Source organism: Kribbella koreensis (assembly GCF_039525325.1).
Taxonomy (GTDB): Bacteria; Actinomycetota; Actinomycetes; order Propionibacteriales; family Kribbellaceae; genus Kribbella; species Kribbella koreensis.
Genome location: NZ_BAAAHK010000022.1, coordinates 223,526 through 248,622 on the forward strand (window position 1 = coordinate 223,526; position 25,097 = coordinate 248,622).

General features: G+C 67.6%; 26 protein-coding genes. 14 read left to right on the forward strand and 12 right to left on the reverse strand.

What is annotated here, in order from left to right; genetic code table 11:
- Positions 1-13: 13 nt before the first annotated feature.
- A complete protein-coding gene (locus tag ABD116_RS38980; protein WP_343982895.1) occupies positions 14-166 on the reverse strand; it encodes a hypothetical protein in 153 nt (50 codons plus the stop codon).
- A gap of 28 nt (positions 167-194) precedes the next feature.
- Complete coding sequence (ligD, locus tag ABD116_RS38985) at positions 195-1,121, reverse strand: non-homologous end-joining DNA ligase (protein ID WP_343982898.1); 927 nt, start codon at positions 1,119-1,121, stop codon at positions 195-197.
- 18 nt (positions 1,122-1,139) lie between these two features.
- On the opposite strand from ligD, the gene ABD116_RS38990 reads away from it, so the two are divergent.
- From ABD116_RS38990 to moeZ, 3 genes are all read left to right on the forward strand, one after another.
- Positions 1,140-2,057: an alpha/beta fold hydrolase gene (locus ABD116_RS38990; RefSeq protein ID WP_343982901.1), complete on the forward strand. Its 918-nt coding sequence runs from the start codon at positions 1,140-1,142 to the stop codon at positions 2,055-2,057.
- Between the two features lie 366 nt (positions 2,058-2,423).
- Positions 2,424-5,063 (forward strand): Calx-beta domain-containing protein, encoded by a 2,640-nt coding sequence (locus ABD116_RS38995; RefSeq protein WP_343982904.1) that lies wholly within the window; start codon positions 2,424-2,426, stop codon positions 5,061-5,063.
- A gap of 204 nt (positions 5,064-5,267) precedes the next feature.
- Positions 5,268-6,461 (forward strand): adenylyltransferase/sulfurtransferase MoeZ, encoded by a 1,194-nt coding sequence (moeZ, locus tag ABD116_RS39000; RefSeq protein ID WP_425552245.1) that lies wholly within the window; start codon positions 5,268-5,270, stop codon positions 6,459-6,461.
- A gap of 35 nt (positions 6,462-6,496) precedes the next feature.
- Here the strand turns inward: moeZ and ABD116_RS39005 are convergent, their stop codons facing one another.
- The 3 genes from ABD116_RS39005 to ABD116_RS39015 are packed head-to-tail and all read right to left on the reverse strand — an operon-like array spanning position 6,497 to position 8,585.
- Entirely contained in the window at positions 6,497-7,087 is a 591-nt protein-coding gene (locus ABD116_RS39005; protein ID WP_343982908.1) for a GNAT family N-acetyltransferase, read from the reverse strand.
- Between the two features lie 59 nt (positions 7,088-7,146).
- Positions 7,147-7,950, reverse strand: coding sequence for a maleylpyruvate isomerase family mycothiol-dependent enzyme (locus ABD116_RS39010; protein ID WP_343982910.1), 804 nt, complete (start codon positions 7,948-7,950; stop codon positions 7,147-7,149).
- The gene (locus ABD116_RS39015; RefSeq protein WP_343982913.1) at positions 7,947-8,585 is read right to left on the reverse strand and encodes a TetR/AcrR family transcriptional regulator; all 639 of its coding nucleotides are present in this window, start codon (positions 8,583-8,585) and stop codon (positions 7,947-7,949) included. The genes ABD116_RS39010 and ABD116_RS39015 overlap by 4 nt, the downstream gene beginning before the upstream one ends.
- 88 nt (positions 8,586-8,673) lie before the next feature.
- On the opposite strand from ABD116_RS39015, the gene ABD116_RS39020 reads away from it, so the two are divergent.
- From ABD116_RS39020 to ABD116_RS39030, 3 genes are read left to right on the forward strand one after another with little or no spacing between them, the layout of a single operon-like run.
- Entirely contained in the window at positions 8,674-8,940 is a 267-nt protein-coding gene (locus ABD116_RS39020; RefSeq protein ID WP_020385754.1) for a DUF2277 domain-containing protein, read from the forward strand.
- An 8-nt stretch (positions 8,941-8,948) separates the two neighbouring features.
- Entirely contained in the window at positions 8,949-9,287 is a 339-nt protein-coding gene (locus tag ABD116_RS39025) for a hypothetical protein (RefSeq protein WP_343982918.1), read from the forward strand.
- Between the two features lie 42 nt (positions 9,288-9,329).
- Entirely contained in the window at positions 9,330-10,172 is an 843-nt protein-coding gene (locus tag ABD116_RS39030) for an LLM class F420-dependent oxidoreductase (RefSeq protein ID WP_343982920.1), read from the forward strand.
- A gap of 5 nt (positions 10,173-10,177) precedes the next feature.
- On the opposite strand, the gene ABD116_RS39035 is transcribed toward ABD116_RS39030, so the two are convergent.
- The gene (locus tag ABD116_RS39035) at positions 10,178-10,630 is read right to left on the reverse strand and encodes a MarR family winged helix-turn-helix transcriptional regulator (RefSeq protein WP_343982923.1); all 453 of its coding nucleotides are present in this window, start codon (positions 10,628-10,630) and stop codon (positions 10,178-10,180) included.
- Positions 10,631-10,754: 124 nt separating this feature from the next.
- Between ABD116_RS39035 and ABD116_RS39040 the strand changes: the two genes are divergently transcribed.
- Genes ABD116_RS39040 through ABD116_RS39055 form a run of 4 tightly spaced genes read left to right on the forward strand, consistent with a single transcriptional unit; the run spans position 10,755 to position 12,278 of the window.
- Positions 10,755-11,078 (forward strand): MoaF-related domain-containing protein, encoded by a 324-nt coding sequence (locus tag ABD116_RS39040; RefSeq protein WP_343982926.1) that lies wholly within the window; start codon positions 10,755-10,757, stop codon positions 11,076-11,078.
- A complete protein-coding gene (locus ABD116_RS39045; protein ID WP_343982929.1) occupies positions 11,078-11,470 on the forward strand; it encodes a nuclear transport factor 2 family protein in 393 nt (130 codons plus the stop codon). The genes ABD116_RS39040 and ABD116_RS39045 overlap by 1 nt, the downstream gene beginning before the upstream one ends.
- A 16-nt stretch (positions 11,471-11,486) precedes the next feature.
- Positions 11,487-11,918, forward strand: a complete 432-nt coding sequence (locus tag ABD116_RS39050; RefSeq protein ID WP_343982932.1) for a hypothetical protein — start codon at positions 11,487-11,489, stop codon at positions 11,916-11,918.
- A 57-nt stretch (positions 11,919-11,975) separates the two neighbouring features.
- Entirely contained in the window at positions 11,976-12,278 is a 303-nt protein-coding gene (locus ABD116_RS39055; RefSeq protein WP_343982934.1) for an MGMT family protein, read from the forward strand.
- Between the two features lie 12 nt (positions 12,279-12,290).
- Here ABD116_RS39055 and ABD116_RS39060 read toward each other — a convergent pair whose 3' ends face one another.
- Together ABD116_RS39060 and ABD116_RS39065 are read right to left on the reverse strand one after the other, a co-directional pair.
- A complete protein-coding gene (locus ABD116_RS39060; protein WP_343982937.1) occupies positions 12,291-12,905 on the reverse strand; it encodes a VapC50 family PIN domain-containing toxin in 615 nt (204 codons plus the stop codon).
- 3 nt (positions 12,906-12,908) lie between these two features.
- A complete protein-coding gene (locus ABD116_RS39065) occupies positions 12,909-13,553 on the reverse strand; it encodes a helix-turn-helix domain-containing protein (RefSeq protein ID WP_343982940.1) in 645 nt (214 codons plus the stop codon).
- Positions 13,554-13,679: 126 nt separating this feature from the next.
- On the opposite strand from ABD116_RS39065, the gene ABD116_RS39070 reads away from it, so the two are divergent.
- From ABD116_RS39070 to ABD116_RS39080, 3 genes are all read left to right on the forward strand, one after another.
- Positions 13,680-16,904, forward strand: a complete 3,225-nt coding sequence (locus ABD116_RS39070; RefSeq protein WP_343982943.1) for an ATP-dependent helicase — start codon at positions 13,680-13,682, stop codon at positions 16,902-16,904.
- 70 nt (positions 16,905-16,974) lie between these two features.
- Positions 16,975-20,196, forward strand: a complete 3,222-nt coding sequence (locus tag ABD116_RS39075) for an ATP-dependent helicase (protein WP_343982946.1) — start codon at positions 16,975-16,977, stop codon at positions 20,194-20,196.
- A gap of 101 nt (positions 20,197-20,297) precedes the next feature.
- Entirely contained in the window at positions 20,298-20,675 is a 378-nt protein-coding gene (locus tag ABD116_RS39080; protein ID WP_343982950.1) for a peptidase inhibitor family I36 protein, read from the forward strand.
- A gap of 35 nt (positions 20,676-20,710) precedes the next feature.
- On the opposite strand, the gene ABD116_RS39085 is transcribed toward ABD116_RS39080, so the two are convergent.
- The 3 genes from ABD116_RS39085 to ABD116_RS39095 form a co-directional block, all read right to left on the reverse strand.
- On the reverse strand, positions 20,711-21,256 hold the full coding sequence (locus ABD116_RS39085) for a Uma2 family endonuclease (protein WP_343982953.1): 546 nt from the start codon (positions 21,254-21,256) through the stop codon (positions 20,711-20,713).
- Positions 21,257-21,365: 109 nt separating this feature from the next.
- Positions 21,366-21,929, reverse strand: coding sequence for a Uma2 family endonuclease (locus ABD116_RS39090; protein ID WP_343982958.1), 564 nt, complete (start codon positions 21,927-21,929; stop codon positions 21,366-21,368).
- A 69-nt stretch (positions 21,930-21,998) separates the two neighbouring features.
- Positions 21,999-22,688: a mycothiol-dependent nitroreductase Rv2466c family protein gene (locus ABD116_RS39095; RefSeq protein ID WP_343982961.1), complete on the reverse strand. Its 690-nt coding sequence runs from the start codon at positions 22,686-22,688 to the stop codon at positions 21,999-22,001.
- Between the two features lie 60 nt (positions 22,689-22,748).
- Between ABD116_RS39095 and ABD116_RS39100 the strand changes: the two genes are divergently transcribed.
- Positions 22,749-23,345, forward strand: a complete 597-nt coding sequence (locus tag ABD116_RS39100) for a TetR/AcrR family transcriptional regulator (protein WP_343982964.1) — start codon at positions 22,749-22,751, stop codon at positions 23,343-23,345.
- Here ABD116_RS39100 and ABD116_RS39105 read toward each other — a convergent pair.
- Positions 23,342-25,096, reverse strand: a complete 1,755-nt coding sequence (locus ABD116_RS39105) for an IucA/IucC family protein (RefSeq protein WP_343982967.1) — start codon at positions 25,094-25,096, stop codon at positions 23,342-23,344. The genes ABD116_RS39100 and ABD116_RS39105 overlap by 4 nt on opposite strands.
- Between the last annotated feature and the right edge of the window lies 1 nt (position 25,097).

Here is a 25,097-nt window from a genome sequence, read left to right on the forward strand (position 1 = left end):
AACCGAATCCTACCTAGCGGTAGTCGGACTCGTCCGGCTCACCGGCCGATTGGTGCTGTTCGACCACATCGGCGGCGTCTGCCTCGGCGGGTACGACGATGTCGCCGGTGTCCTCCTCGTCGAGTTCGAGCGGGTCCGTCGGCAGGTCGTCAGGGCTGCTCGTCATCTCGTTCTCCTCGCCTCGGTGCGGTCCGTTACGACGGTAGTGGGCGTGGGTCGTCGTACAAGCCTTCGAGGACGTCGCCGTACTCGTCGATCCGGGCCAGCACGTCGTGGGGAAGGAAGGTCAGGTCGGCGGGTTCGGTGGCGCCGGCGACCTCGTCCCAGTCGATCGGGGTGGAGACCCGCGGCTCCTCGGCGCCACGCAGCGAGTACGGCGCCAGCGTGGTCTTCGCGCTGGCGTTCTGGCTCCAGTCGATGAAGACCTTGCCCGGGCGGAGCGCCTTGGTCATGTTCGCGGTGACGTTCTCCGGCAGCGCCTCGGCCAGTTGCTCGGCCAGCAGCTTGGCGAAGGCACTGGTTGCGCGCGACGAGGCGGGTTCGATCGGGACGTACAGGTGCATGCCTTTGTTGCCGGAGGTCTTGGGCCAGCCTTCGAGGCCGAAGTGGTTCAGCAGTTCGCGCAGGGCCAGCGCGACGTCGCAGCACTCGACGATCGTCGTACCGGGGCCCGGGTCGAGGTCGAAGACGATCAGGTCGGCCATCGGGTTCCTGCCCTGGTCGGACAGCCCGATCCGCCACTGCGGGACGTGGAGTTCGAGGGCGGCCAGGTTGGCGAGCCAGACGATCGTCTGGATGTCGTCGGCGACCACGAACTCGGCCTCGTCCCGCCCGGTGGAACTCCCGGGGGTCGGCAGTACCACCGTGCGGACCCAGTCCGGCGTACCGCGCGGTGCGTTCTTCTCGAAGAAGTACGCCGCTCCGGTGCCGTCCGGCCAGCGCTTTCGGGTCAGCGGCCGGTCCGACAGGTGGGGGAGCAGTACCGGCGCGACCTGGTGGTAGAAGTCGATCACCTCGGCCTTGGTGAACCCGGTCTGTGGATACAGCACCTTGTCGAGGTTGGTGAGCTTCATCGTCTGCCCATCCACCTCGGTGGTCAGCTGCTTCGGTCCCGGCGCCATGCGTCCTACCATGCACTAATGGAGAGTTACGCGGCAGTAACCGGGGATTCGGGGCCCGGGGGGACGCAGGAATGGCCGGCCCGGACGGTGCCGGTCGCTGGGGTGGATCTGCTGGTTCGGGACGTGCCGGAGGCGGACAAGAAGCTTCCGCCGGCGTTGTTCGTCCACGGACTGGGAGGCTCCTCACTGAACTGGACCTCGCTGGGCTGGTTGCTGAACGACACCGTCCGTGGCGTCGCGCCTGACCTGCCGGGATTCGGCCGGACGCCGCCGCTGGCCGGGATGGGCGGGATCAGCGAGCAGGCCGATGTGCTCGGTGAGCTGATGGACGCGGAGTTCGACGAACCGGTCCACGTGTTCGGCAACTCCATGGGTGGCGCGGCCGCGGTGGCCCTGGCCGCCCGGCGACCGACTGCCGTGGCCTCGCTGACCTTGATCTCGCCGGCGCTGCCGCATCCGCGGGTCTCGGCCAGCGCGGTCTGGTTCACCGCTCTGGCCACGCCGCGACTGGGCAAGGTCGTCCTGGAGCGCACCCGGCGGATGCCGTTCGAGCGCCGGTTCAAGGCTTCGCTGTCGATGATCTTCGGCGAACCGCAGGCGCTGCCGGCCGAGGTGCTCGAGGCGTACGAGGCCGAGTTGCACCGGCGGGACACCCAACCGTGGGGAACGCAGGCGACATTGGAAGGTGCCCGGAGCATCCTTTCGTCGCAGCTCGCCCCGCCGCGCCGGTCGCTGTGGGCCGATGCCGCCAAGGTCCGCTGTCCGGTGCTGCTGGTGTACGGCGGCCGGGACCGGCTGGTCGACTCGAAGATCAGGACCAAGGCCCAGCAGGCCTTCCCCGACGCCCGGCTGCTCTACCTGCCGAAGTCCGGTCACGTCGCGCAGATGGAGCACCCGCAAGAGGTCGAGCGGGCATTCCGTCAGTTGATCGCATAACTGCAATCAACCTGCCATCAGATCCTCACAATTGCAGCGCGTTCAGCCCGCACTATTGGCAGTCGACGACTGACGTACGAACAGTTCGGCGCGGCCGGGGGTACCTACTCAGGTAGCAGGCCGGGGCCAGAAGATCATCCCCAGGGATGATCTTCGGCCGATTTCGCCGAATCCGACAACCTGCCGCCAAAGCCGGGAGTCAGTCGAGGTGATCTGTCTGCTGACGAGAGGACCGCTGTGCGGGTATTCGGAAGAGCGGGGATGGCTGTCGCGCTGCTCGGTGGAGCGCTGCTTTCCCCGGTGGGGCTTGCGCACGCAGCGCCGCCGGAACCAGGGCAATCAGTTGCCCAAGGCAAGAATTGGACAGTGCGCCCGGTAGGTGACGGGTACGAGGTGACGTTGCGGCTGGACACGCCGGCGCCGATGCGCAACGCGCTGCCGCTGATCGCGGTGAACGGCGAACCGGTGGGGGTGGCCAAGCAGTCTGCTGACCAGCGCACCGTCTCGCTGGTCAGCCCGGATCCGACGTTGCTGCAAGCAAAGAACGTCGAGCTGGTCTGGTCGGGGGATCTCGGCCGCAACGACGGGAAGAAAGGCAAGAGCCTGGCCGGTGGTGTGACCACCGACAAGGACTGGCTGAAGGCACCGCTCGGCCCGAAGCTGGCCGTCGATCCCGGTGCCACCGGCAAATATGCCGTCGAGACCGCGGAGTACAACCTGGGTGACCAGGCGGTCTACCTGCCGGGTCTCGGCCAGAAGTCAGAGGTCGTCGGCAAGGTCTATTCGCCCAAGGGTGCCGTCGGCGCCCGGCCGCTGGTGATCTTCCTGCACGGCCGGCACTCGGTCTGCTACGGCACTCCGACCGATGAGCCGGCCAACCCGTGGCCGTGTGCCAAGGGCGAGAAGGCGATCCCGAGCTACCGGGGCTACGACGGCCCGGCGAAGGCGCTCGCGAGCAACGGCTACCAGGTCGTCTCGATCAGCGCGAACGCGATCAACGCCTACGACGGCGGCGTCTTCGACACCGGCGCGCAGGCCCGGGCCGAGCTGATCCTCGACCACCTCGACCTGTGGAAGAAGTGGTCCACGGTCGGCGGCGGGCCGTTCGGCAAGAAGTTCGTCGGCAAGGTCGACCTGAACAACGTCGGCCTGATGGGTCACTCGCGAGGTGGCGAGGGCGTCGCTCGCGCGGCAGTGCTCAACGCCGATCGCGGCGGGAAGTACGGGATCCGCGCGGTGCTGCCACTCGCCCCGACCGACTTCGCCCGGGCCACGGTGCCCGGCGTCGCGATGAGCGTCATCCTGCCGTACTGCGACGGCGACGTCTCCGATCTGCAGGGGCAGAAGTTCTACGACGACACCCGGTACTCCGTGACCGGTGACGCCGCGACCCGCTCGACCGTCACGGTCCTCGGCGCGAACCACAACTTCTTCAACACCGAGTGGACCCCGGGCCAGTCGGTGGCGCCGTCGAACGACGACTGGTACAGCGACAACGACAAGGCCGCGCCGTGCGGAGCCAAGTACGCGGGCCGGTTGACGCCGAAGCAGCAGCAGGCCGTCGGTACGGCGTACGTGGCCGGCTTCTTCCGGTTGCAGCTCGGCCACGAGACGAAGCTGCTCCCGCTGCTCGACGGCTCGAACGCGCACCCCGCCTCGATCGGCAAGGCTGTCACCCGGGTCGTGTCGCAGGCCCCGGTGGCGACTCGGCGGGACATCAACAAGCTCGACGCGGCGCTGCCGAAGGGCTCGGTCACGGGGAGCGCCAAGGCGACAGTGTGTGGCGGGGTCGACGAGGCCACGCAACGTGCGGCTGCTGTCGCCACTTGCCTCAAGACCGACAACGGCTCGGACTCGCCGCACTGGGTGACGGCGTACCTCGCCTCGAAGACGCCGACCACGGCGGTCACCAAGCTCACCTGGACCGGCAAGACCGGCGTCGTACGGATCAAGCTCAGCGCGTACCAGCGGGATGTCCGCCGTTACTCCGCGCTGACGTTCCGGGCGACTCCCGACCCGTCGGGTGCGCCCAAGACGGATCTGAGCGTCCGGGTGGTCGACGGGCATAGCCGCAAGGCCGTAGTACCGGTGTCAGCGGTCAGCGACGCGCTGCTGCGGATGCCGGGAGCGCATGACAGCGGCCTGCCGAAGAACCTGCTGCGGACGGTACGGATCCCGACCAGCTCGCTGAAGGGCATCGACCTGCGCGACGTCCGGGCGATCGAGCTGGCGACCGACAAGGTCGCGACCGGTTCGGTGTTCGTCAGCGACCTGGCGTTCGCGACCCCTGGTCTGGGAGTGTCGGCGCCGTCGAAGCTGCCGCAGGTGTCGGCGTCCAACGTCGGCAAGGTCGCGGAGGGCAACTCGGGCGTCAAGAACCTCGACTTCTGGGTGACGCTGTCGCGGCCGAGCATCCGCCCGATCAGCGTGTACGCCGAGTCGAACAGCGACTCCCCGGCGGTCGCCTCGATCGCCAAGCACCTGGTCTTCAAGCCGGGCCAGACCAAGCAGAAGGTCACCGTGGCGGTCACCGGCAACACCCGGGACAGCTACGACACCCCCTTCGGCCTGGTGCTGTCCGTACCGCACGACGCGCTGCTCGGCCAGTCGATCGGCAATGCCGAGGTGATCGACGACGACCCGACGCCGACCCTGACGATCGGGTCGCCGACGGCGGCCGAGAACGCGGGCACGATCAAGTTCCCGCTGAAGCTGTCGGCGCCGAGCGACAAGTACGTCTGGCTCGGTGGTGACCTGAAGGACGGCACGGCCGTGATCCGCAAGGACTTCACGACCCTGGACGACGACGGCACCCAGAACCCGCCCGACACCTCCGTCTACGGCCAGATCGAGCCCGGCAAGACGACGGCCGACATCGAGGTCAAGCTGGTCGACGATCACGTCAAGGAACCGGCCGAGACCTTCTCGGTCAACCTGACCAGCGTCGAAGGCGTCGACTACTCGGTGCCCGCGCTGATCAAGGCGACGATCACCGACAACGACTGATATCTGCTCCACCTGATCCGGCGGCGTCCACCACCTCCCAAAGGGTGGACGTCGCCTTTCGGTCTGTCCGGGGCTGAAATATGAGACGCGGGGTCCGCCATGCGGACCCGGCGGGGGTGCGCTGGAGTCGTGCGGGAACATGGAGGAGGAACGAGGGGTTGTAACCGGAGTTCCGCGAAGTTTCCCGCTGACGAGGAGTGTCACGTGCCACAGCTGCCACCGCTGGTCGAGCCGGCCGACGAGCTGACCATCGACGAGGTCCGCCGGTATTCACGGCACCTGATCATTCCCGAGGTCGGGATGGCCGGCCAGAAGCGGCTGAAGAACGCCAAGGTGCTGGTGATCGGTGCCGGCGGCCTGGGCAGCCCCGCGCTGCTCTACCTGGCCGCGGCCGGGGTCGGAACCCTCGGCATCGTCGAGTTCGACACCGTCGACGAGTCGAACCTGCAGCGCCAGATCATCCACGGGCAGTCCGACGTGGGCAAGTCCAAGGCGCAGTCGGCCAAGGAGTCGATCCTCGAGACCAACCCGTACACGAACGTCGTCCTGCACGAGACCCGGCTGGACAACGACAACGTCTTCGAGATCTTCGAGCAGTACGACCTGATCGTCGACGGCACCGACAACTTCGCCACCCGATACCTGGTGAACGACGCCGCGGTACTGCTCGGCAAGCCCTACGTCTGGGGCTCGATCTTCCGCTTCGACGGCCAGATCAGTGTCTTCTGGGCGGAGCACGGTCCCTGCTACCGCTGCCTGTACCCCGAGCCGCCGCCACCCGGCATGGTCCCGTCCTGCGCCGAAGGCGGCGTACTGGGCGTGCTGTGCGCGTCGGTCGGCGCCGCCCAGGTGACCGAGGCGATCAAGCTGCTCACCGGCATCGGCGACGTGTCGCTCGGCCGGCTGAACATCTACGAGGCGCTCGACCTGAACTGGCGCGCGCTGAAGGTCCGCAAGGACCCGAACTGCGCGATCTGCGGCGAGAACCCGACCGTCACCGAGCTGATCGACTACGAGAACTTCTGCGGCGCACTGACCGAGGAAGCGGCCGACGCGGCCGTCGGCTCGACCATCTCGGTGAAGACGCTGAGCGAGTGGATCAAGCTCAAGGACAACGGCGAGAAGGACTTCCAGCTGATCGACGTCCGCGAGCCGAACGAGTACGAGATCAACCGGATCCCGGGCTCGGTGCTGATCCCCAAGGACCAGTTCCTGACCGGTGCCGCGCTGGAGAAGCTCCCGCAGGACAAGCAGCTGGTCTTCCACTGCAAGTCCGGCGTCCGCTCGGCGGAGGTCCTGGCTATCGCCAAGGCCGCCGGCTTCGCCAACGCGGTCCACGTCGGCGGCGGCGTGGTCGCCTGGGTCGACCAGATCGACCCGTCGCAGCCCGCGTACTGAGTTCCCTGCCCCGCCCCTTTGTGGGGCGGGGCATTTCATTTGCTGGCCAGAGTCCGTTGCCAGCGGCGGAGGAGGTACTTCGCCAGGCCGAGTCCGCGGGCTTCGGGGAGTACGCCGAGGCGGCCGACGTAGCCGCAGTCGTCGGTCTCGACGAAGGCGTGGTTGCAGTCGCTGCCGGCGATGACGCGGCCGTCGCGCTCGACCATCGTCAGTTGCGACCAGTCGAAGCCGTCGCGCTTCTCGTGGGTTTCGAGCCATTCGCCGTACGGCGCGAGCGCGGCACTGTCCTGGCCGGCGAACGCCTTGGTCATCATCGTGTGGAAAGCCCGCCGGGTCTGGTCGTCGTGGGCACCTTGGCGGATCGTCGTACCGGTTGGGGGTTCGGGCAGGGGGAGTGGGCCTGCGTGGTCGATCCGCATCCGCTGGTACGACGTAGCGAACTCGAAGCCTTGCTCGGCGGCCACCTCGCGCAGTGCATCGTCGGCGCGGAACATGCCGACCTCGACGATCACCTCGGGATGCCCGTTCTCTGCACCCAGCTCACGAGCGCGCCCGGTGCAGGTGGCGAGCAGCCAGGCCGAGATCGCCGGATCGTCGGCGACAACGCTCGCCTGGACGAACTTCACTGGCCCGACCGCCTCTATCGAGAACCAGCCAGCCGTACTGCCAAGCGCCCTGCGCTTGTTCAGAAGGGCATGCGGCAGGTGGCGACGGCTTCGGCGCCGGTTGGGTCGCCGTCGATCAGTACTACGGTCGGCTGGTCGTCGCGGCCGGAGAGGGTGCGCATGTACCCGACCGCGTCGGTGCTGACGGTGGCGATCGGGTCGCCCTGGCCGAGGCGGTAGGTGCCGCCGCCCTGGCCGGTGAGGGTGAGGACTACCGGCGTACCGGACCAGAACGGGCCGTCCACGATGTCGCGCATCACCTGGGCCACCAGCTCATCGGCGTACGGGCCGGCGTCGAACTCGCGGCCGAGCGCCTGGCAGACGTCGTCGCGATGCATCCACAGGTCGCGGGCGAGCAGGATGTCCTGGATGTAGCCGAGATCCAGCTTGTCGAAGCCGGGCATGCCCTCGATCTTCACCTGCATCCTGCGGATCAGCGCCGGGTTGCGGCTGATCGTCTTGGTGGCTTTGGCCCAGAGCTTGTCGAAGCGCTGTTGCAGGACGTCGTGCGGCGTACCGCGGTGGTCGTCGGCCTGGATCATCATGTGCGCGTCGAGCAGCGGAGTGGTCGGGTAGACGCGCCGGGCGCGCCGGTCGCGGAGTGGGAAGGACCAGGGTTTGTTGACGTCCTCGGCCTGTCCGCACAGGTGGCCGACGATGTCGGCGACGTCCCACTCGGTGCAGACCGTGCGTTGTTGCCAGTCGGTGCCGTCGAGGCTGGCCATCAGGTCGTCCCAGGCCGCTACCTCGGCGTCGCGGTGACGGCGGGCGGCGGTCCGGTCGGCGCGGGCGATGTCCCGCGCGGCTGTCGCTGTGGTGGTCATTTCTCTTTCCCCCTGGTTGGTTGGTAGCGCTGGTAGAACATCTCGAGCACGACCGGCATCAGCTTCATGAACCGGCCGTTCTCGAACGTCGCCTGTGGTTCGTTGGCCATCTGCTGCGACAGCACACCGGCGGTCATCGCCGTGAACAGGGCGATGCCGTCGTCGCTGGTCGCCCCCGGATCCAGTTGCCCGGAGTCGACCTCCTGCTGGAGAAAGGCCTTCAGGTCCGCCAGGCCCTCGACCGCCGGGGCGAATGCCTCCGGCGACGGCTCGAAGCCGGGAATCGGTCGCCAGAAGAGCAGTTGGGTGAGCACCTGGTTGGCCATGCACCAGCGGCTGAAGGCGTTCATGGCGGCGCTCAGTTGGTCCGCGGGTTCGGCGCCGTCGCGGGCTTCTCGCTGGGCGTCGCGGATCTGCTCGGCTCCGCGCTGGAAGAGGGCGTCGTAGATGGCGAGCTTCGACGGGAAGTACTGGTAGAGCGACGGTGGTTGCATCCCGAGCCGCCGGGCCACCGCGGACAGGCTCAGCGCCGCGACGCCCTCGGTCTCCATCAGCGCCACCGAGACGTCGAGGATCTCGTCGATGGTCTGCTGCCGGCGCCGCGACCTGCGATCCGGGGCTGCTGCTGTGCTCATAGCTAGAGGAAAACCTAATGGTCGTAGGTAAGTCAACAGCTCGTAGCGTTTTGGGTTCGCTGTCCCTGGCGGCACGTACTGTTTTCTCATGTGCAGAAACATCACCGTTCTTCGTGGACTTGAGCCGGCGGCGACCTCGGAAGAGATCTACGCGGCGGCGCTGCAGTACGTGCGCAAGGTGACCGGCGTCGGCTCGCTCAGCGCGACCACCCGCGGCCCGATCGAGCGCGCCGCAGCCGAGGTTGCCAAGATCACCGAGGCGCTCCTGGAGGAGATGCCGGAGCGCCGAGTTCCTCCGCAAACCGTGCCGCCGCTGCGTCGCCCCGAAGTACGGGCCCGTCTCGGCCTGGACTGACCACTCCGGTGGGGGGATCGTCCGGCCGGCGTCGGCAGCTGCTGGTGTTCGGCCTGATGGTGGCCGGGGTGGTGGTCGCGCTGCTCTGCGTGAATGCCGAAGCAGAGTTGGTACGCCGGCGCTCGGCGTCCTGCGACGCGTCGCTCGGGCTGCCGATGAGCGTCGACGTACTGAGCGTGATCGGGGTGCTCGCCGGCCTCGCCGCGATCGTCTTGCTGGGCCGCTGGTTCGGCCGCGACCGCCGCGCGATCGTCACCGTCCTGTTCGTCACCGCGGTGGCGGGCGTGGTGTTCGAGCTGTTCGCCCTGGTCACCGTCTTCCACGATCCCGGGGCGCCGGTTTGCTGAGGTAGATTGCCGGGTGGAAAACCCTTACCGAGGAGGCAGCGGATGCGGTTCGCGATCAAGACCAGGCCCGAGCACACGAGCTGGCAGCAGTTGCGGGACGTGTGGATCGCGGCCGACGAGTACGAGGTCTTCGAGTCGGCCTGGCACTGGGACCACTTCTACCCGCTGAGCGGCGACATGGCCGGCCCGAACCTCGAGGCCTGGACGACGCTGGCCGCCCTCGCCCAGGCGACCAAGCGGATCCGGGTGGGCTGCCAGGTCACCGGGATGATCTACCGCCACCCCGCCGTACTGGCGAACATGGCGGCCACCACCGACATCATCTCCGGCGGCCGCCTCGAGCTCGGCATCGGCGCCGGCTGGAACCAGATGGAGTGCGACGCCTACGGCATCGAACTCCCGCCGCTGAAGGAACGCTTCGACCGCTTCGACGAGGGCACCCAGGCGCTGATCGCCCTGCTCACCGAGAAGGTCGCCAACTTCGACGGCCAGTACGTCAAACTCACCGACGCGTACTGCGAACCGAAGCCGGTCCAAACCCCCCACCCACCCATCACCATCGGCGGCAAGGGCCCCAAGCGAACCCTCCGCGCGGTCGCCCGCTGGGCCCAGCACTGGAACGTCATCGTCGCCACCCCCGAAGAGTGGAAGCCCCTCAAGGACATCCTCGTCGCCCACTGCGAAGACCTGGGCCGGGACGTCTCCGAAATCACCTGCTCGGTCAACGTCCGCATAGACCCCGACGTCCCCCTCGACCAAGCCATCGACACCGCGATCACCACCGCCGCGGCGTACGGCGACGCCGGCGTAGACCTGGTAGTCCTCAACCTCCCCCTGGACACCCCGCCGACCATCCTCGAGCCCCTCGCCAAAGCCCTCGCCTGAGCCGCCTACGGTCGCTCCTGCTCGGCCAGTTCGCCGACGATCGCGACAGCGATCCGGTCCAGCAGCTCGACCTCGCCACTGCTCAACGGCCCGAAGATCTGCTGCCGGATCGCTTCCGACTGGATCGGCGCCACCCGGCGCAGAACGTCCAGTCCGGCGGCCGTCACCGTCGCCTGAAAGGCCTTGCCGACCTGGGGCACGGGTGAGCGGACAACCAGGCCGAGCCCTTCGAGCCGGGTCACCGCATGAGAGATCCGGCTGATCGAGAACTGCAGCGTCTGCGCCAGCGCCTTGAGTTGGAGGGTGCGGTCGGGAGAGTCGCCCAGCAGCACCAGGATCTTGTAGTGCGCGTGCGAGATGCCCGCCTCCCGCTGCACCTGCCGCTCGAGCATGGTCTCCACCAGGTGGAGCATCATCGCCACGTTTCGCCAGGCGCGGCTCTCTGCCTCGTTGAGCATCGGCTCCTCGATCCGGCCTGGTGATCCCACGGAAATGGACAGGGCTTGCGCGGAACACTGTAGGCGACTTGAATGTTCAAGTCACTACGTGGCCCCACCGGCCACCCAGTCCAAGGAGCACCCCGTGTCCCTGCCAGCGTCCTTCACTCCGGTCGGCAAGTCGTTCAGATTCGATCTCGGCGCCCTGCGGATCCGCTACACCTTCGACAGCACCGACTCGGCGACCTTCGTCGTGGAGAACGGCGGCGGCCTGGCCCCGGACGGGCACACCGAACAAGTCTCGATCGAGCTGCACGAGATCCGCCCGGGCGTCTTCCTGAACTCCTGGCGCGAGGCGACCGGAGCGACCGTGTCGCACCTCGAGGATTTCGGCACCGGCAAGCTCTACTCGAACATCACCGTCGAGGGCCGGCTCCACCGCTTCGTCGGCGCCATCCAGGAGGCCTGATGAACGACACGACCGATGCCGGCTCGCTCGAGAAGCGCAACACGGAGATCGTGCTCAGGGCTATGCGCGAGCTCTTCGCGGAGAAGGATCCGACCGCCGTGGACCGCTACTGGGCCGAGCCCTACATCCAGCACAACCCCACCATGCCCGACGGGCTGGAAGGACTTCGGACGGTCGCCCCTCGACTCGAGGGGTTCTCCTGGACCCCTGCTCGCATCGCGGCCCAGGGCGACCTGGTGATGACCCACAGCAGGGTGCTCGGCTGGGCGCCGGAGCCGGCGATCATCGTCGACATCTTCAGACTCGAGAACGGCCGCATCGTCGAGCACTGGGACGTCGTCCAGAGCGAGGTGCCGTCGGCGGAGTCGGTCAACGGACACCCGATGGTCTGACCGCAGAAAGACAACCATGACCGATCTCGTGCCGTCACGGTACGAGTACCACGAAGGAACGGACCACATGACCTCGCTCGAGAAGCTCGTCGAAACCCACCTCAACACTTGGAACTCCCCGGCCGGGGCCACCCGGGACCAGCTGATCTCGGCCACGTACTCACCGGACGTCTTCATCGGAGAACCCGACAGCGCACATGAAGGCCACGCCGGAATGGAAGAAGCGATCTCCGCCCTCCAAGGGCAGCTTCCCGGCACGGCACTGTCCCGCTCCGGACCCATCCAGGTCGCTCAGGATCTCGTCACCTACGCCTGGACGCTGGGCCCCACCGGACAGCCACCGATCGTTTCAGGCCGCGACGTGCTCCTGGTCCGCGACAATCAGATCACCAGCCTGTACGTCGTGATCGACGCCCCGAGCGAGCCACCGGCCGATGCCCGGTCCTGACGGCGCGACCGCAACCTGAGCTGGCCCGTCGCCAGCGCCGCCGGATAACGTAGGCGCGTGGATCGGGAGGAGTACGTAGAGGCCGTGCTGGTGGCCGTGGAGTCGATCCCACCCGGCCGGGTAGCGACGTACGGAGACATCGCCGAGTACGTCGGTCAGGGCGGCCCGCGTCAGGTCGGCGCCGTCATGCGCGAGTACGGCGGAGCCGTCGGCTGGTGGCGAGTCATCCGAGCCAGCGGCATCCCCGCCGACGAGGTAGTCGACCAACAAATCCAACTCCTCCGTGGCGACGGCGTCCGGGTAACCAACGGCAAAGTCAACCTCCGCGAAGTCCGCTGGAACCCGGATGAGCGGCAGTAGATCGACGGCCGTTCAGGGCATCCCGTCGATGAGGATTCTCCCGAGCTCATCGCCGAACGCGGGGATGTACCGGCCCTTCGCCATCTGCTCTGCTAGCTCGATGGCTGTCTTCTTCGGCTGCTGATGGCGGCGCGACATGCCTTCCACGGCCTTCACGACCTGCTTGGGAGCCGCGGTCAGCAGGTCTAGCAGAAACCTGTCGGGCGATACCACGGCGAGCCCGAGCGGTACCGACCTCGGTGGGAAGTCGCGCGCGTTCTCCGTCACCAGATGACTCGCCTCGGCGCCGATCGCGACGGCGAGTACATGGCGGTCCTTCTCTTCGCAGGTGAGGCGTGGTACCCAGGGAACCCATACGGCGGTTGGCTGGCAGGCGCTGGGGAACGTCTCGCGCATCTGATCGAGAAGCTGGGTCGCTGCGACTGCGGCCGCGTCGCTGCTCAGGCCGGCGCGATCCTTCAGCAGCCGCACCGAGTTACGAAGGACCTCGTCGAGGATCTCGTCCTGCCAGATGGGGTGGAACGCAGACTCGTGCGCGCAGGAGAGCAATACGTCGCGGAGGCTGGGCGGAATCAGTACGCAAGCATCGAGAACGCCGATCGGTGGATCGGAACAAGCCGTTGGCATCGGTCAGAAATCTCCGTCCACGTAGCCACCTTCGGGCATCATCGCGGCCAGCAGCTTCTCGCGTTTGAGGTACTGAGCCTGGCGGAAGGCCTCGACGTCGGAGAGTAGGAAGCGGTGGCGGTTGCCGACCAGTCGGTGTGCGAGCTGCCCCTCGCGGGCGATCTTGATGACGTAGGGCCGTGAGACGTTGAGGAGGTCGGCGGCCTCCTGGCTGGAGATTTCGGGGTCCTGGCTCTCGTCGACGATCATCCTGAGTGGACCGGCTCCGAGTGTGGCGATGATCTGACGTAGCGCGGCCAGCGTGTTGCCGGTGACCTTCACGCTGCTCTTGCCCTGGACGATCGTGACCGAGGTGCCCCGGTTGATGAGCTCTTCGACCTCGCGGAGCTGCTTGTTGTTCGGTGGCAGCACCGAGACCACCAAGTGTTCTCGGCGCTCTCGTCCATCTCCAGCAGGCGGTTCGTGGGGCGGCCGATGAGCTGCCTTCTTGCCCGTGGCAGGTCGGCCTGCCACGGACTTCGCCGTACCAGCGGTGCTCCCTCTGCTGCGGTTGGGCTGGTCAGCGGATGCCGCATGCTTGCGGGCGCCTGCCGCTTTGGCCTTGGTGGCTGGTCCGGAGGTGGTCTTGCTGTTCTTGCTGATCGCCATGTCAAACTCCTCTCACTCAGAGGCTATCCGAAACATCAGAAACTGTCGAAGCAATCGAATCGGCGGATCGCGGTGCCGAACGAGTGCCGACTCGGATTTGTCGGTGGGGTCTGGTGGGATGGGGGGATGGTCAGTAGAACGGGTTCCAGGTATCGGCTGGTTCGGGGGGACGGGCATCAGGCTCGGGTCACCGAGGCGCCGGTGCTGGATGCTGATCAGCGGGCCGTGGTGGAGCACGGGAGTGGGCCGTTGCTGGTGCTGGCGGGGCCGGGGACGGGGAAGACGACGACGTTGGTCGAGGCCGTTGTCGATCGGGTGGGGAATCGTGGGCTGAAGCCTGATGAGGTTCTGGTGCTGACCTTCGGGCGGAAGGCGGCGACCGAGCTCAGGGACCGGATCACGGCTCGGCTCGGGCGGACTACCCGGGCGATGCCGTCGATGACCTTTCATTCGTTTTGTTATGCGTTGCTGCGGCGGTTCACGCCGGCGGATGCGTTCGATGTACCGCTCCGGCTGCCATCGGGTCCCGAGCAGACACTGAGGCTCAGCGAGTCGCTCGAAGGTAGTCGTGAGGTCGGGGTGACGAAGTGGCCGGCCAGTCTGCATCCGGCGCTGAAGACGCGCGGGTTCACCGAGGAAGTACAGGCCGTGATCGGCAAGGCGCGGCAGCTCGGGCTCGACCCGGAGAATCTGTCCGCGATCGGGCATTCGGCCAGCCGGCCCGAGTGGGTCGCGGTCGGTGACTTCTTCGAGGAGTACCTGCAGATCCTCGACCACGAGCAGGTGCTGGACTACTCCGAGCTGATCCACCGCGCGGTCATCCTGGCCGAGCAGCCGCACGTGAAGGCGCGGCTCCGCGAGGAGTTCAAGGCCGTCTTCGTCGACGAGTACCAGGACACCGACCCCGGCCAGACCAAGCTGCTCCAGGCGATCGCCGGCGACGGCCGCGACCTCGTCGTGGTCGGCGATCCGGACCAGTCCATCTACACGTTCCGCGGCGCCGACGTCCGCGGCCTGCTCCGCTTCACAGACGAGTTCCGTACTACGGAAGGCGCCGAAGCAGCCCAGATCGCGCTGGCCACCACCCGCCGGTTCGGCACCACCCTGCAGCGCGTCTCGCGCAACGTCGTCAACCGCCTCGGCGTCCCCGGCACCCTCGACCGCGACACCTTCGAGCGCTTCCGCAACCCCGACGCGAGCTCCTGCGTCTACGGCCCGGGCAAGGTCGAGGCCAACCTGTACTCGACCAGCGGCGCCGAATTGGAGCACATCGCCGACATCCTCCGTCGCGCCCACGTGCAGGACGGCGTCGGCTGGCACGAGATGGCGGTGCTGGTCAGATCGGGCAGCTGGTCGATCCCACCGTTGCGTCGCGCCCTGGCCGCCGCCGGCATCCCCGTCGACGTCGCCGGCGACGAGTTGCCGCTGTCGCGCGAGCCCGCAGTCCGGCCGATGCTGCTGGCGCTGAGAGCTGTCGCCGACCCGGCCACGTTGACGGTCGACGTCGTCCGCGCGCTCGCCTTGTCACCGCTCGGCGCGATGGATGCCGGCCAGTTGCGCCGCCTCGCCCGCGTACTCCGCAAGCGCGACCGCGAGGCAGCCGGTGGCCAGCGGCTGCCGCGCTCATCCGACGACCTGCTCCGCGAAGCACTGATGAACCCCCTGTTGCTCGACGAGCAGGCCTCGCCCGCCGAAGCCCGCTTCGTCGCTCTCGGCGAAAGGTTGCTCAAGGCAAGAAACATCGTCACGGCCGGCGCCGCCCCCGACGAGGTGATGTGGTCGCTCTGGTCGGAGTCGCCCTGGCTCAGACGCCTGCGAGGCCAGGCGAACAGCGGCGGCGAAGTAGCCCGTACTGCGAACCGCGACCTCGACTCGCTCTGCGCCCTCTTCGACACCGCGAGCCGGGCCGAGGAGCAGATCGGCTTCAAGGGCGTGTCGACGTTCCTCGCCGAGCTGGAGGCGCTGGACATCGCCGGCGACAACCGCTTCGACGCGACGTACCGGGAAGCCGGGGTCCAGCTGATGACCGCGCACCGGTCGAAGGGACTGCAGTGGCGGCTGGTCGTCGTGGCGAGCGTGCAGGAAGGGCAGTGGCCCGATCTGCGCCGACGCGGTTCGTTGCTGGAACCGGATCGGCTCGGGCCCGACGGTCTGGTGGATCCGCTGTCGGCCGGGGCCATGCTCGCGGAGGAGAGACGGCTCTTCTACGTGGCGATCACGAGAGCCCGGGAGCGGCTGATCGTGACAGCCGTCCAAGCCCCCGAGGCCGACGGCGATCAGCCTTCCCGATTGCTTGCTGAGCTCGACATTCCTTTGAAGTTGGTGGCCGGACGACCGCGTCGCCCCTTGTCGCTGCCCGGTCTGGTGGCCGACCTCCGCTGCGTACTGGCCGACCCGGCCTCGTCGCCCGCCTTGAAGCGAGTCGCGGCCGACCGGTTGGCGCAGCTCGCCGATGCCGTCGACGACCGGGAGTACGCGCTGGTCCCGACCGCCGACCCGCAACGCTGGTGGGGCGTGCGCGAGCGGACCAAGTCGGAGCGCCCGATCACCGACCCCGAGCTGCCGGTGCCGTTGTCCGGGAGCGCGCTGACGACGATCGTCGACTGTCCGCTGCGCTGGTTCCTGCAGCGTCGCGCGGGTGGCGAGACACCCAGTACTTCGGCCATCGGCTTCGGCATGGTGCTCCACACGCTCGCCGACGCCGTCGCGACCGGGACGCTGCCGCCCGACATCGACGAGCTGAACGGCTGGCTCGACAAGGTGTGGACGCAGCTCGAGTTCGAGTCGTCCTGGATCTCCGATCGGGAGCGGGTCGAGGCGGAGCAGGCGTTGCGGCGGTTCGTCGCGTGGCACCAGGGGCGGCCGGACCGGACGCTGCTCGGCACCGAGGTGGAGTTCGACGTACTGCTGCCGGACGAGGACAAGCCCGCAGTTCGGGTCAAGGGCCGGATGGACCGGTTGGAGCAGGATGGTGACGGCGCGATCCGGGTGGTCGACCTGAAGACCGGCCGCAACATGCCGACCAAACCGGCGTTGGAGCGGCACGTCCAGCTGGCGATCTACCAGCGCGCGATCGAGTCCCGGCAGATGAAGAAGCTGGGCGAGGAGCCGCGCAGTGGTGGCGCCGAGCTGGTCCAGTTGCGGCACGACGACGTCGGGCTCCCGAAGGTCCAAGGACAGGCTCCGCTGGAGGCTGACGAGGACGGCCGGACCTGGCTGGACGAGGCGGTCGAGGACGCCGAGTCGATGGTCCGCTCGGAGGAGTTCATCGCCAAGCGCAACGCCGGTTGTGACCGCTGCGACGTCCGCGGCCTCTGCCCCATCCAGCCCGAAGGCCGGGAGATCGTCTGATGCGCGCCAACCTGCGACGGCCGGCCGGCCGGCTGATGCGCGCCAACTGCCAAGGCTTGGAGGTCGTCCGATGAGAGCGAAGCTGGAGACGACTGCTGAGCTGTGTGATCTGCTCGGGATTCCGTTCAGTGATCAGCAGCTGCAAGCGATCACCGCGCCGCTCGCACCGGGCGTGATCGTGGCCGGTGCCGGGTCGGGCAAGACGACGGCAATGGCGGCGCGCGTCGTCTGGCTGATCTGCACCGGACAGGTCCAGCCGGAGGAGGTACTAGGTCTGACGTTCACCAAGAAGGCGGCCAACGAGCTCGACGTACGGATCCGCGACGACCTCACCAAGGCCGGCGTGCTCGGCTCCACCCTGCCGCGCGACCAGCACCCGATCCTCGCCGCGCACCTGCGCAGCAACGTCCCCAACTGGGAGCCCGAGGAGCCGGGCGAGCCCGTCGTCTCGACGTACCACGCGTTCGCCGGCACGCTCATCGCCGAGCACGGCCTGCGTCTCGGTCTCGAGCCCGACGTCCGGGTGCTTGCCGACGCGACCAGGTTCCAGCTCGCCGGCCGGGTCGTACGCCGGTCCAACGGGCCGATCCGATTCGCGTCCCATCACGTGCCGACGCTGGTCAACAGCCTGCTCGCCCTCGACGGTGAGCTCGCCGATCACCTGCTCGGCGCGAACGACGTACGGGCTCATGACGAGGCCGTGCGGGCCGAGGTCGCGGCGGCGCGCAAGCAGACGGTCGAGGTGAAGAAGCTCGCCGAGACGGCGCTGAAGCGTGGCGAGATCCTGCAACTCGTCGAGGAGTACCAGGCCTACAAGGGCGAGCGCGGTGTCGTCGACTTCGCCGACCAGATGGCGCTCGGTGCCCGGCTGGCCGAGGAGTGTCCCGAGGTCCCGGTGATCGAGCGCGGTCGGTACAAGGTCGTCCTGCTCGACGAATACCAGGACACCTCGGTCTCGCAGCGTCGGATGCTGACCGCGCTGTTCGGCGTCGACGGTCACCCCGTCACCGCGGTCGGCGACCCGTGCCAGGCGATCTACGGCTGGCGCGGCGCCTCGGTCGCGAACCTCGACGAATTCCCCGACCACTTCAAGAACGCGGACGGTACGCCGGCCCGGCGGTACGTCCTGAGTGTGAACCGGCGCTGTGGCAGCCGAATCCTCGCGGCCGCCAACCAGCACGCGGCCGAGCTCTACCAGCAACACCCCGGGGTGATCCCGCTGGAGGCGCCGCCCGAGGCACCCGAGGGCGCGATCACGGTCGGCCTGTTCGAGACGCGCTCGAAGGAGATCGAGTGGGTCGCGGACGCGATCGTCGCCGCGCACAAGATGCCGAACCGCCGATGGAAGGACATCGGCATCCTGATGCGCACGAACACCGACCTCAGCGCGGTCCACGAGGCGCTGATCGCGCGCAAGGTCCCGGTCGAGGTGGTCGGCCTGGGCGGGCTGCTCGCGCTGCCCGAGGTCGTCGACGTCGTCGCCACTCTGCAAGCGGTCAACGATCTGACCGCCAACGCGGCAATGCTCCGGATCCTCACCGGTCCGCGCTACCGGATCGGCCATCGCGACCTCGCCTTGCTGGCCAACCGTTCCCGGACGCTCGCCGACGCCGGTGATCGCCCGGCCGCGGATGATCTTGTCGCGGCGCTCGACGCGGCGGTCGCGGGGATGGACTCCACCGAGGTCATCTCGCTGGCTGAGGCCGTCGACGATCCGGGGCCGGCCGGGTGGGGTTACTCGGCTGAGGCGCTGGAGCGGTTCAGGGAGTTGTCGACCGAGCTGCGTGAATTGCGTGCGCACTCGGGCGAGCCGTTGCTCGACCTGGTCCGCCGGGTGATCAGCACCATCGGGCTCGATGTCGAGCTGACCGCGACACCCGATCACGTCGACTCCGGCCGTCGCGATCACCTGGCCGCGTTCTTGGATGCCGTGGGCAACTTCGTGTCGACGGAGTCGAGTGGGTCGCTGGACGGGTTGCTGGCGTATCTGGCGGCGGAGGAGGAGTACGCGGCGGGGCTCGACCTCGCAGTACCGAGTGAAGCGGACTCGGTGAAGCTGCTGACCACGCACCGGTCGAAGGGGCTCGAGTGGCCGATCGTGTTCGTACCGACCCTGGTGAACAAGGTGTTCCCGTCGGATCGCGGCCGGGACAAGTGGACGACCAACGCGAAGGTGCTGCCGTGGCCGTTGCGCGGCGACGCCGACACGCTGCCCGACTTCCACGACCTGTCGAACGCTGGGCTGAAGGCTTTTGCGGACGAGTGCAAGGACGTCAACGCGCTGGAGGAGAGACGTCTCGGGTACGTCGCTTTCACCCGCGCGAAGGAGATCCTGGTCGCGACCGGGCACTGGTGGGGGCCGACGCAGAAGCGGCCGCGCGGGCCCTCGTCGTACCTGGAGACGTTGAAGCAGCACGCGGGGGAGCGGGTCATCGACTGGACACCGCAGCCTGACCTCAACGAGGAGAACCCGGAGCTCGCCGAGCAGCAGCTCGCGCCCTGGCCCGCGCCGTACGACGCAGCGGCGTACCAGCGTCGGCTCGAATCGGTGGCGCTGGTCGAGCAGTCGCGCGCGGAAGGTCCGTCGCAGGAGGCCGAGGACTCGCTGCTGCTGGACGAGCAGGCGACGGTCGCGCGGTGGGACTCCGAGCTGGAACGATTGTTGTCGGAGGCAAGGGAGAGCCGGAGCCGGAAGGCGTACGACGTCGCGCTGCCGGCCTCGCTGTCGGCGACCCAGGTGATGCGGCTGGCGAAGGACCCGGACGGCTTGGCGGCCGACCTGGCTCGCCCGATGCCGCGGAAACCCAACCGGGCGGCGCGATTCGGCACCCGCTTCCATGCGTGGGTGGAGAGCTACTTCGGCCAGCAGTTCCTGCTCGACCCGGATGACCTGCCGGGGGCGGCCGACGAGGGCATCGTCGACGACACCGACCTGACCGAGCTGATGGATGCCTTCCGCGTCGGACCGTACGGTGAGCAGATGCCGTACGAGATCGAGGCTCCCTTCGCCCTCGCGATCGGCGGCCGGATGGTTCGCGGCCGGATCGACGCCGTCTACCAGGTGATCCGCCCCGACGGCTCCCGCGGGTACGACGTCGTCGACTGGAAAACCAGCCGCAGCGAGACCGCCGACCCGCTCCAGCTGGCCATCTATCGGGTGGCCTGGGCCGAACTCCTCGGCATCCCGGTCGAGCAGGTCGGCGCCGCGTTCTACTACGTCCGTACCGGCGATGTCGTCCGGCCCGAGAACCTCCCGGACCGCCCCGCTCTGATCACGCTGCTCAACGGCTGAACCTTCCGCGACAACATTTCCAGCAGTCTCGAAAGGGTGTTTCGCGCGCGCTGAACCTCCTACGTTGGAGGTGTCAAACAAGCGATTGAAGGAGTCATTTCGTGCGAGCGTTCCTGAAACTTGCCCTCGGTACCGTCCTGACCGCGACCGCGCTGACCGCCGCCGCGACCGGCCCGGCCCAGGCGACCACCACGTCAGGTACCTGCGGCGCCAACTTCGTCTGCATGTGGGAAGACCCGGGCTTCAACGGCACGAAGTACGTCGACGTGGTCGGCCAGCCCGGCTTCATCGACATCGACTGGTGGGAAGGCGACAACGAGATCAGCAGCGTGAACAACCGCACCGGCTACTGGGTCCGGATGTACGCCAACGACGACGCCACCGGCTTCTTCGGCTGCGTAGCCCCCAACCAGTCCATCGCCGCCCTCACCTTCGACAACGAAATGGAAAGCTTCAGCCTCAACACCACCTGCAACTGACAACGTGCTGGGGCCCGTCGCCAAGTTGGCGGGCCCTATCCAACAAGCTCCGCCGGAACCACTCGAACTGAGAAGGGCACCTCAGCCTCGAACGCCTCCTCGGCCTTCACCACGGCCCGCTCCACATACCGGCCGTCCTCCAACTCGAGAACGGTCAGGATCTCGGCCTCAGGATCGAAGATCCAGTAGGCTGCGACACCTGCCTCTTCGTAGAGGTTCCGCTTGAGGACCAGATCTTTGGAGCGGGTCGCGGGGGAGAGCACTTCTACCGCCAGCAGTAACGGAAGGCGAAGCGCGTCCGGTCCCGGATCGTCGCGCGTCGCGACGAGCACATCGGGCTGCAGGGAACGCCCGGCCGTTGGCTGATAGTCCATCGGCGCCGTGATGACGCGGTATCTCGCCGGGCAGTTCTGCTGCAGTGCATAGTTGAGCGCAGCCACTGCCACTTGATGCAGCAGAGTGGGGGACGGAGTCACCAGAAAAATCCCGTCGACGAGTTCGTACTGGCTGCCGTCGTCAGGGAGAGCGTCGAGATCGGCCAAGGTGAAGTTGTTGGGCTCGATGTGCTGCACGAGTTCCATGGTGCCTCCTTCGGTGTCACCTGACCAGCATGGTGCTTGTCGGCAGGCCGTTCGGCTGGTTCGGTGGATCTGCCCGCAACTGCCCTCGATCTGCCCCGCATCTGCCCGCTCACCCCATGAGTGCCGAGGGGGTGAGGCTGATGGGGAAGGGGGTTGTGGTGTGGAAGTTTTCTTCGCCTTGGATTACGGCTTCGCAGGTGTAGTGGTCTTGGTTCAGGTGCAGGACCGTGAGCTCCTGGGCGGCGGGGTCCAGGAGCCAGTACGCCGGTACGCCGTGTTCCGCGTAGAGGGCGCGTTTGGTTACCACGTCGGTGGTTCTGGTGGTGGGGGAGAGGACTTCGACTGCCAGGAGTGCGTTTTGGACGTATTGGGGGCCGGCATCGGCGCGCGGGGTGACCAGGATGTCGGGGCGGAGGGAGAGGCGGCGGGTGGGGCGGAAGTCGAGGGAGCCGACGGAGACGAGGAGGTCTGGTGGGCAGGCGTGTTTGAGGGCGACCATCAGCGCGACCACGGCCGCTTGGTGTGCAGGCGGTTGCACGCCGGTCACCACCAGCCGGCCGTCGATCACCTCGTACCGCCGCGCATCCGGTGGCCGGACCGAGCTACCGGGGAGGCCGGCGGGCACGGCGAAGGTAAGGCCAGCTGCTTCGAGTCTCGCGGTTCGATCGCTCACCTGACCAGCATCGCGGAAACGGCACGTACCCCGCGAAAGTTATCCACAGCATCTGCCCCAACTCCTCGGCTAGGCGAAAGCGGGCATCGGGCGGTTGTCGGTGGTGATGGCCACGAAGGCCGGCTCCTTCGACGCGGTGCTGACTGCGTCCCACAGCTCCAGGCCGGCTGCAGCTGAGAGCGGTGCGGAGACGACGGCGCCGGTGAAGATGACGCGGCGCGGGGCGTAGCAAGCGAGCGGCTGTGCGGGAGCGTCGCCGACCAGCGTCGGTACGAGCGGTTCTGGTCCGGCAAGCGCGGCAAGCTTCGCCGTCGACGCCTCGATCGCGGCATCCCAGTACACGTCGTCAGCAGCCGTCAGGAACCCCTCCAGTCCGGCGGCCACCAGCAATTCCTCCACCAAGGTCGGCGACGGCGGAGTCGGCGGCCCCGGCTGGAAGACGCGATCACCCCAAGCCAGGTACAGCGGCTCGATCTCACTAGCCCGCCCCTGCGCCCGCAGCGCCTCGAAGACCCGTAGCAACCGCAGCGACTGCTTGCTCGTGGCAACGGCCAGTTCGCGGAACATCGGCGGCATCCCGACCGCCTGCTCGTCACCAGACCGCAACCAGAGGCTGAGCGACCGTAACCGCAGCGGCAGCTCCCGCTTGGCGGCGACCCTGAGGAGCCAGCGCGCGGCCAGCCAGCTCCACGGACAGGCGGGATCGACGTACAACTCGTACTCCGGCGCGCGGGCCGGACTCTGGCGACGGGTATTCATCAGATCTCAACTCTCTTCGTCATAGTATGACTATGATGAAGAGAGTGCTAGATTCCCACCGTGGCTGTCAAGGGCATTCCGGGGCATCGCGAGCGGCAGGCGCTGGCGACCAAGGCGCAGGTCGCGGCGGCCGCGCGGCGGCTGTTCGCCGAGCAGGGCTATGTCGCCACCACGATCGCGGCGATCTCGGCCGCCGCCGAGATCCCGGCGCAGACGATCTACTCCGCGTTCGGCAACAAGGCCGCCATCCTGGGCGAGATCTCCAAGACCTGGATGCGCGACGCCGAGACACGCAGGCTGTCGGACGACGCGCTCACCGCCGACGACCCGATCGACCGCCTCCGCCAGACCGCGCATTGGCATCGGCGCCAGTTCGAGGCCGGGTACGACGTGATCGTCATCTACCAGGAGGCCGCGCGCGCCGATCCGGCGATGGCCGAGGAGATGCGCCGGGTGTGGGCGGCCAGGGAGCACGAGCTCACGAAGTACCTGGCTGCTTTCGAAGGCGAGTTGAAGGTGACCGCGGAGCGCGCGCTGGACATCCTGCTCGCCTGCACGGTCCCCGAGGCCTACCGGACCCTCGTCATCGAGCGCGGCTGGTCGCTCGACGAGTACGAGGTCTGGCTGGGCGACGCCCTCATCGCCCAGCTGCTCTAGGCCTCTGCCAGCGGATTCCGCAACGTTCCGACGAACTGCAGGGAGCCGGCCATGTCCGCCAGATCGACCATGCTCTGGTTGTTCTTCAACTGCAGCCGGTTCAAGCAGGACAAGGCGAATTCAGGACTGAACAGGTCGTACTTCGCAAACGCCGCCGCCAACTCCGGCGTCGCCTCCTGATAATCGCGCACCGATGACGCGACGACCGCCCAGAACTCCGCCGGCGACAACAGCCCTTCTCCGGCAAGCAATGGCGACAGGAACCGGAAGATGCAGTCGAACACATCGGTGAAGATGCTCAACAACTTCTCGTCGTCAGGCACGTTGGTGACGCGCACCCGCTCGATCTCGGGCGGCAGTGCGGTCGCCGTGCTCAACACCGCGATCTCCTCCGCGATGTCCTTCATCAGCACGCGAACCGGCACGCCATCACGCAGTACCAGGATCAGGTTCTCGCCATGCGGCATGAAGACGAGCTCGTACGCGTAGAAGCAATGCAGCAACGGCACCAGATACGCATCGAGATAAGAGCGCAGCCATTCGCGAGCACCCAATCCGGACGACTTGATCAACGCCCCTGCCAGCGACGATCCCCGCCGATCGACATGCAGCAGCGAAGCCATCGTCGCGAGCCGCTCGCCTTCACCCAAAGTCGGCACCGGGCTCTCGCGCCACAACGCGGACAGCATCTTCCGGTACGCCGAACCAGGGCTCGTCGCCGCTTCGTAGTACCGGTTGTGGTAGCCGATTGCGGCGATCTCGCGCAGCACGGAAAACCCGTAGCGCTTGAGGATCGCGTCGTTCTCGACCAGGTCGTGCACCCAGTCGTTGATCGCCGGCGTCTTCGCCATGTACGCCGGGGAGAGCCCGCGCATGAAGCCCATGTTGAGCACCGACAATGCCGTCTTCACGTAGTTCCGCGATGGCTGAGTCCGATTGAAGAAGGTGCGGATCGACTGCTGCGGCTGGTACTCGTCATCGCTGGTGCCGAGAAAGACAATGTGCCGCTGAGCGATGTCCGCGGCGAACGTGATCGTGGTCTTGTTCTCCCACTGCCACGGATGCATGGGCATCAGGTGGTAGTCGGCCGGGTCGCCGCCGACCGCCCGGATGCGCTCGCTGAACCGTTGCAGCACTGGCGTTCCGAGCTCGTCGCGCAGCATGTCGTCGTACGTGATCGTCTTGCTGTGCGAGACCGTCGCGCGATCCCGGCGTACCGCGATCCAGACCAGCCGAACCGCCGAGCCGGTCTCGGGTGCGAACGCACGATAGTCCTCGACGCCGAACCCGAGCCGCCCGTTGTTCGCCACGAAACAAGGGTGTCCCTCGGTCATCGCCGACTCGATCGCCTGGAAGTCGGCGGTGACCAACTCGGCCGCGGTCAGGTCGTCCTTCGTCAGCTTGTACGCCGAACTGGCGAGCGTACTGCTGATCTCCTCGAGGTAGACCGGCAACATCTCGGCGCCGATCCCCAACTGTTCGTGGAACTCGGTGATGAAGTCCAGGGCGTCGACCGGCGCGTCGATGCCGGCGCGCGTGCGGGTGATGCTCGCCGCGTCGACCTCCCAATGATTCAAGGGATAGCGGTCAGCCTTGAAGTAGTACGAGCTCGTGTCGTTGGCGACCGTGTAGCCCTCGCCCGAGGTGACGGGTTCGAAGAGCCGCTCGTGGGTGAACTCGGCGAGCGCCTTGCGGACCAGTGCGCGGTTCGCGACGGCCCAGGTGTCCGGCTGGAGGTGTGTGGTGGTCATG

Coding starts and splice junctions, on each gene's coding strand:
- ABD116_RS38980 (WP_343982895.1), bottom strand. CDS start 166: ATGACGAGCAGCCCTGACGACCTGCCGACGGACCCGCTCGAACTCGAC.
- ligD (WP_343982898.1), bottom strand. CDS start 1,121: ATGGCGCCGGGACCGAAGCAGCTGACCACCGAGGTGGATGGGCAGACG.
- ABD116_RS38990 (WP_343982901.1), top strand. CDS start 1,140: ATGGAGAGTTACGCGGCAGTAACCGGGGATTCGGGGCCCGGGGGGACG.
- ABD116_RS39010 (WP_343982910.1), bottom strand. CDS start 7,950: ATGACCACCACAGCGACAGCCGCGCGGGACATCGCCCGCGCCGACCGG.
- ABD116_RS39015 (WP_343982913.1), bottom strand. CDS start 8,585: ATGAGCACAGCAGCAGCCCCGGATCGCAGGTCGCGGCGCCGGCAGCAG.
- ABD116_RS39020 (WP_020385754.1), top strand. CDS start 8,674: ATGTGCAGAAACATCACCGTTCTTCGTGGACTTGAGCCGGCGGCGACC.
- ABD116_RS39030 (WP_343982920.1), top strand. CDS start 9,330: ATGCGGTTCGCGATCAAGACCAGGCCCGAGCACACGAGCTGGCAGCAG.
- ABD116_RS39035 (WP_343982923.1), bottom strand. CDS start 10,630: ATGCTCAACGAGGCAGAGAGCCGCGCCTGGCGAAACGTGGCGATGATG.
- ABD116_RS39045 (WP_343982929.1), top strand. CDS start 11,078: ATGAACGACACGACCGATGCCGGCTCGCTCGAGAAGCGCAACACGGAG.
- ABD116_RS39050 (WP_343982932.1), top strand. CDS start 11,487: ATGACCGATCTCGTGCCGTCACGGTACGAGTACCACGAAGGAACGGAC.
- ABD116_RS39060 (WP_343982937.1), bottom strand. CDS start 12,905: ATGCCAACGGCTTGTTCCGATCCACCGATCGGCGTTCTCGATGCTTGC.
- ABD116_RS39065 (WP_343982940.1), bottom strand. CDS start 13,553: ATGGCGATCAGCAAGAACAGCAAGACCACCTCCGGACCAGCCACCAAG.
- ABD116_RS39070 (WP_343982943.1), top strand. CDS start 13,680: ATGGTCAGTAGAACGGGTTCCAGGTATCGGCTGGTTCGGGGGGACGGG.
- ABD116_RS39075 (WP_343982946.1), top strand. CDS start 16,975: ATGAGAGCGAAGCTGGAGACGACTGCTGAGCTGTGTGATCTGCTCGGG.
- ABD116_RS39085 (WP_343982953.1), bottom strand. CDS start 21,256: ATGGAACTCGTGCAGCACATCGAGCCCAACAACTTCACCTTGGCCGAT.
- ABD116_RS39095 (WP_343982961.1), bottom strand. CDS start 22,688: ATGAATACCCGTCGCCAGAGTCCGGCCCGCGCGCCGGAGTACGAGTTG.
- ABD116_RS39105 (WP_343982967.1), bottom strand. CDS start 25,096: ATGACCACCACACACCTCCAGCCGGACACCTGGGCCGTCGCGAACCGC.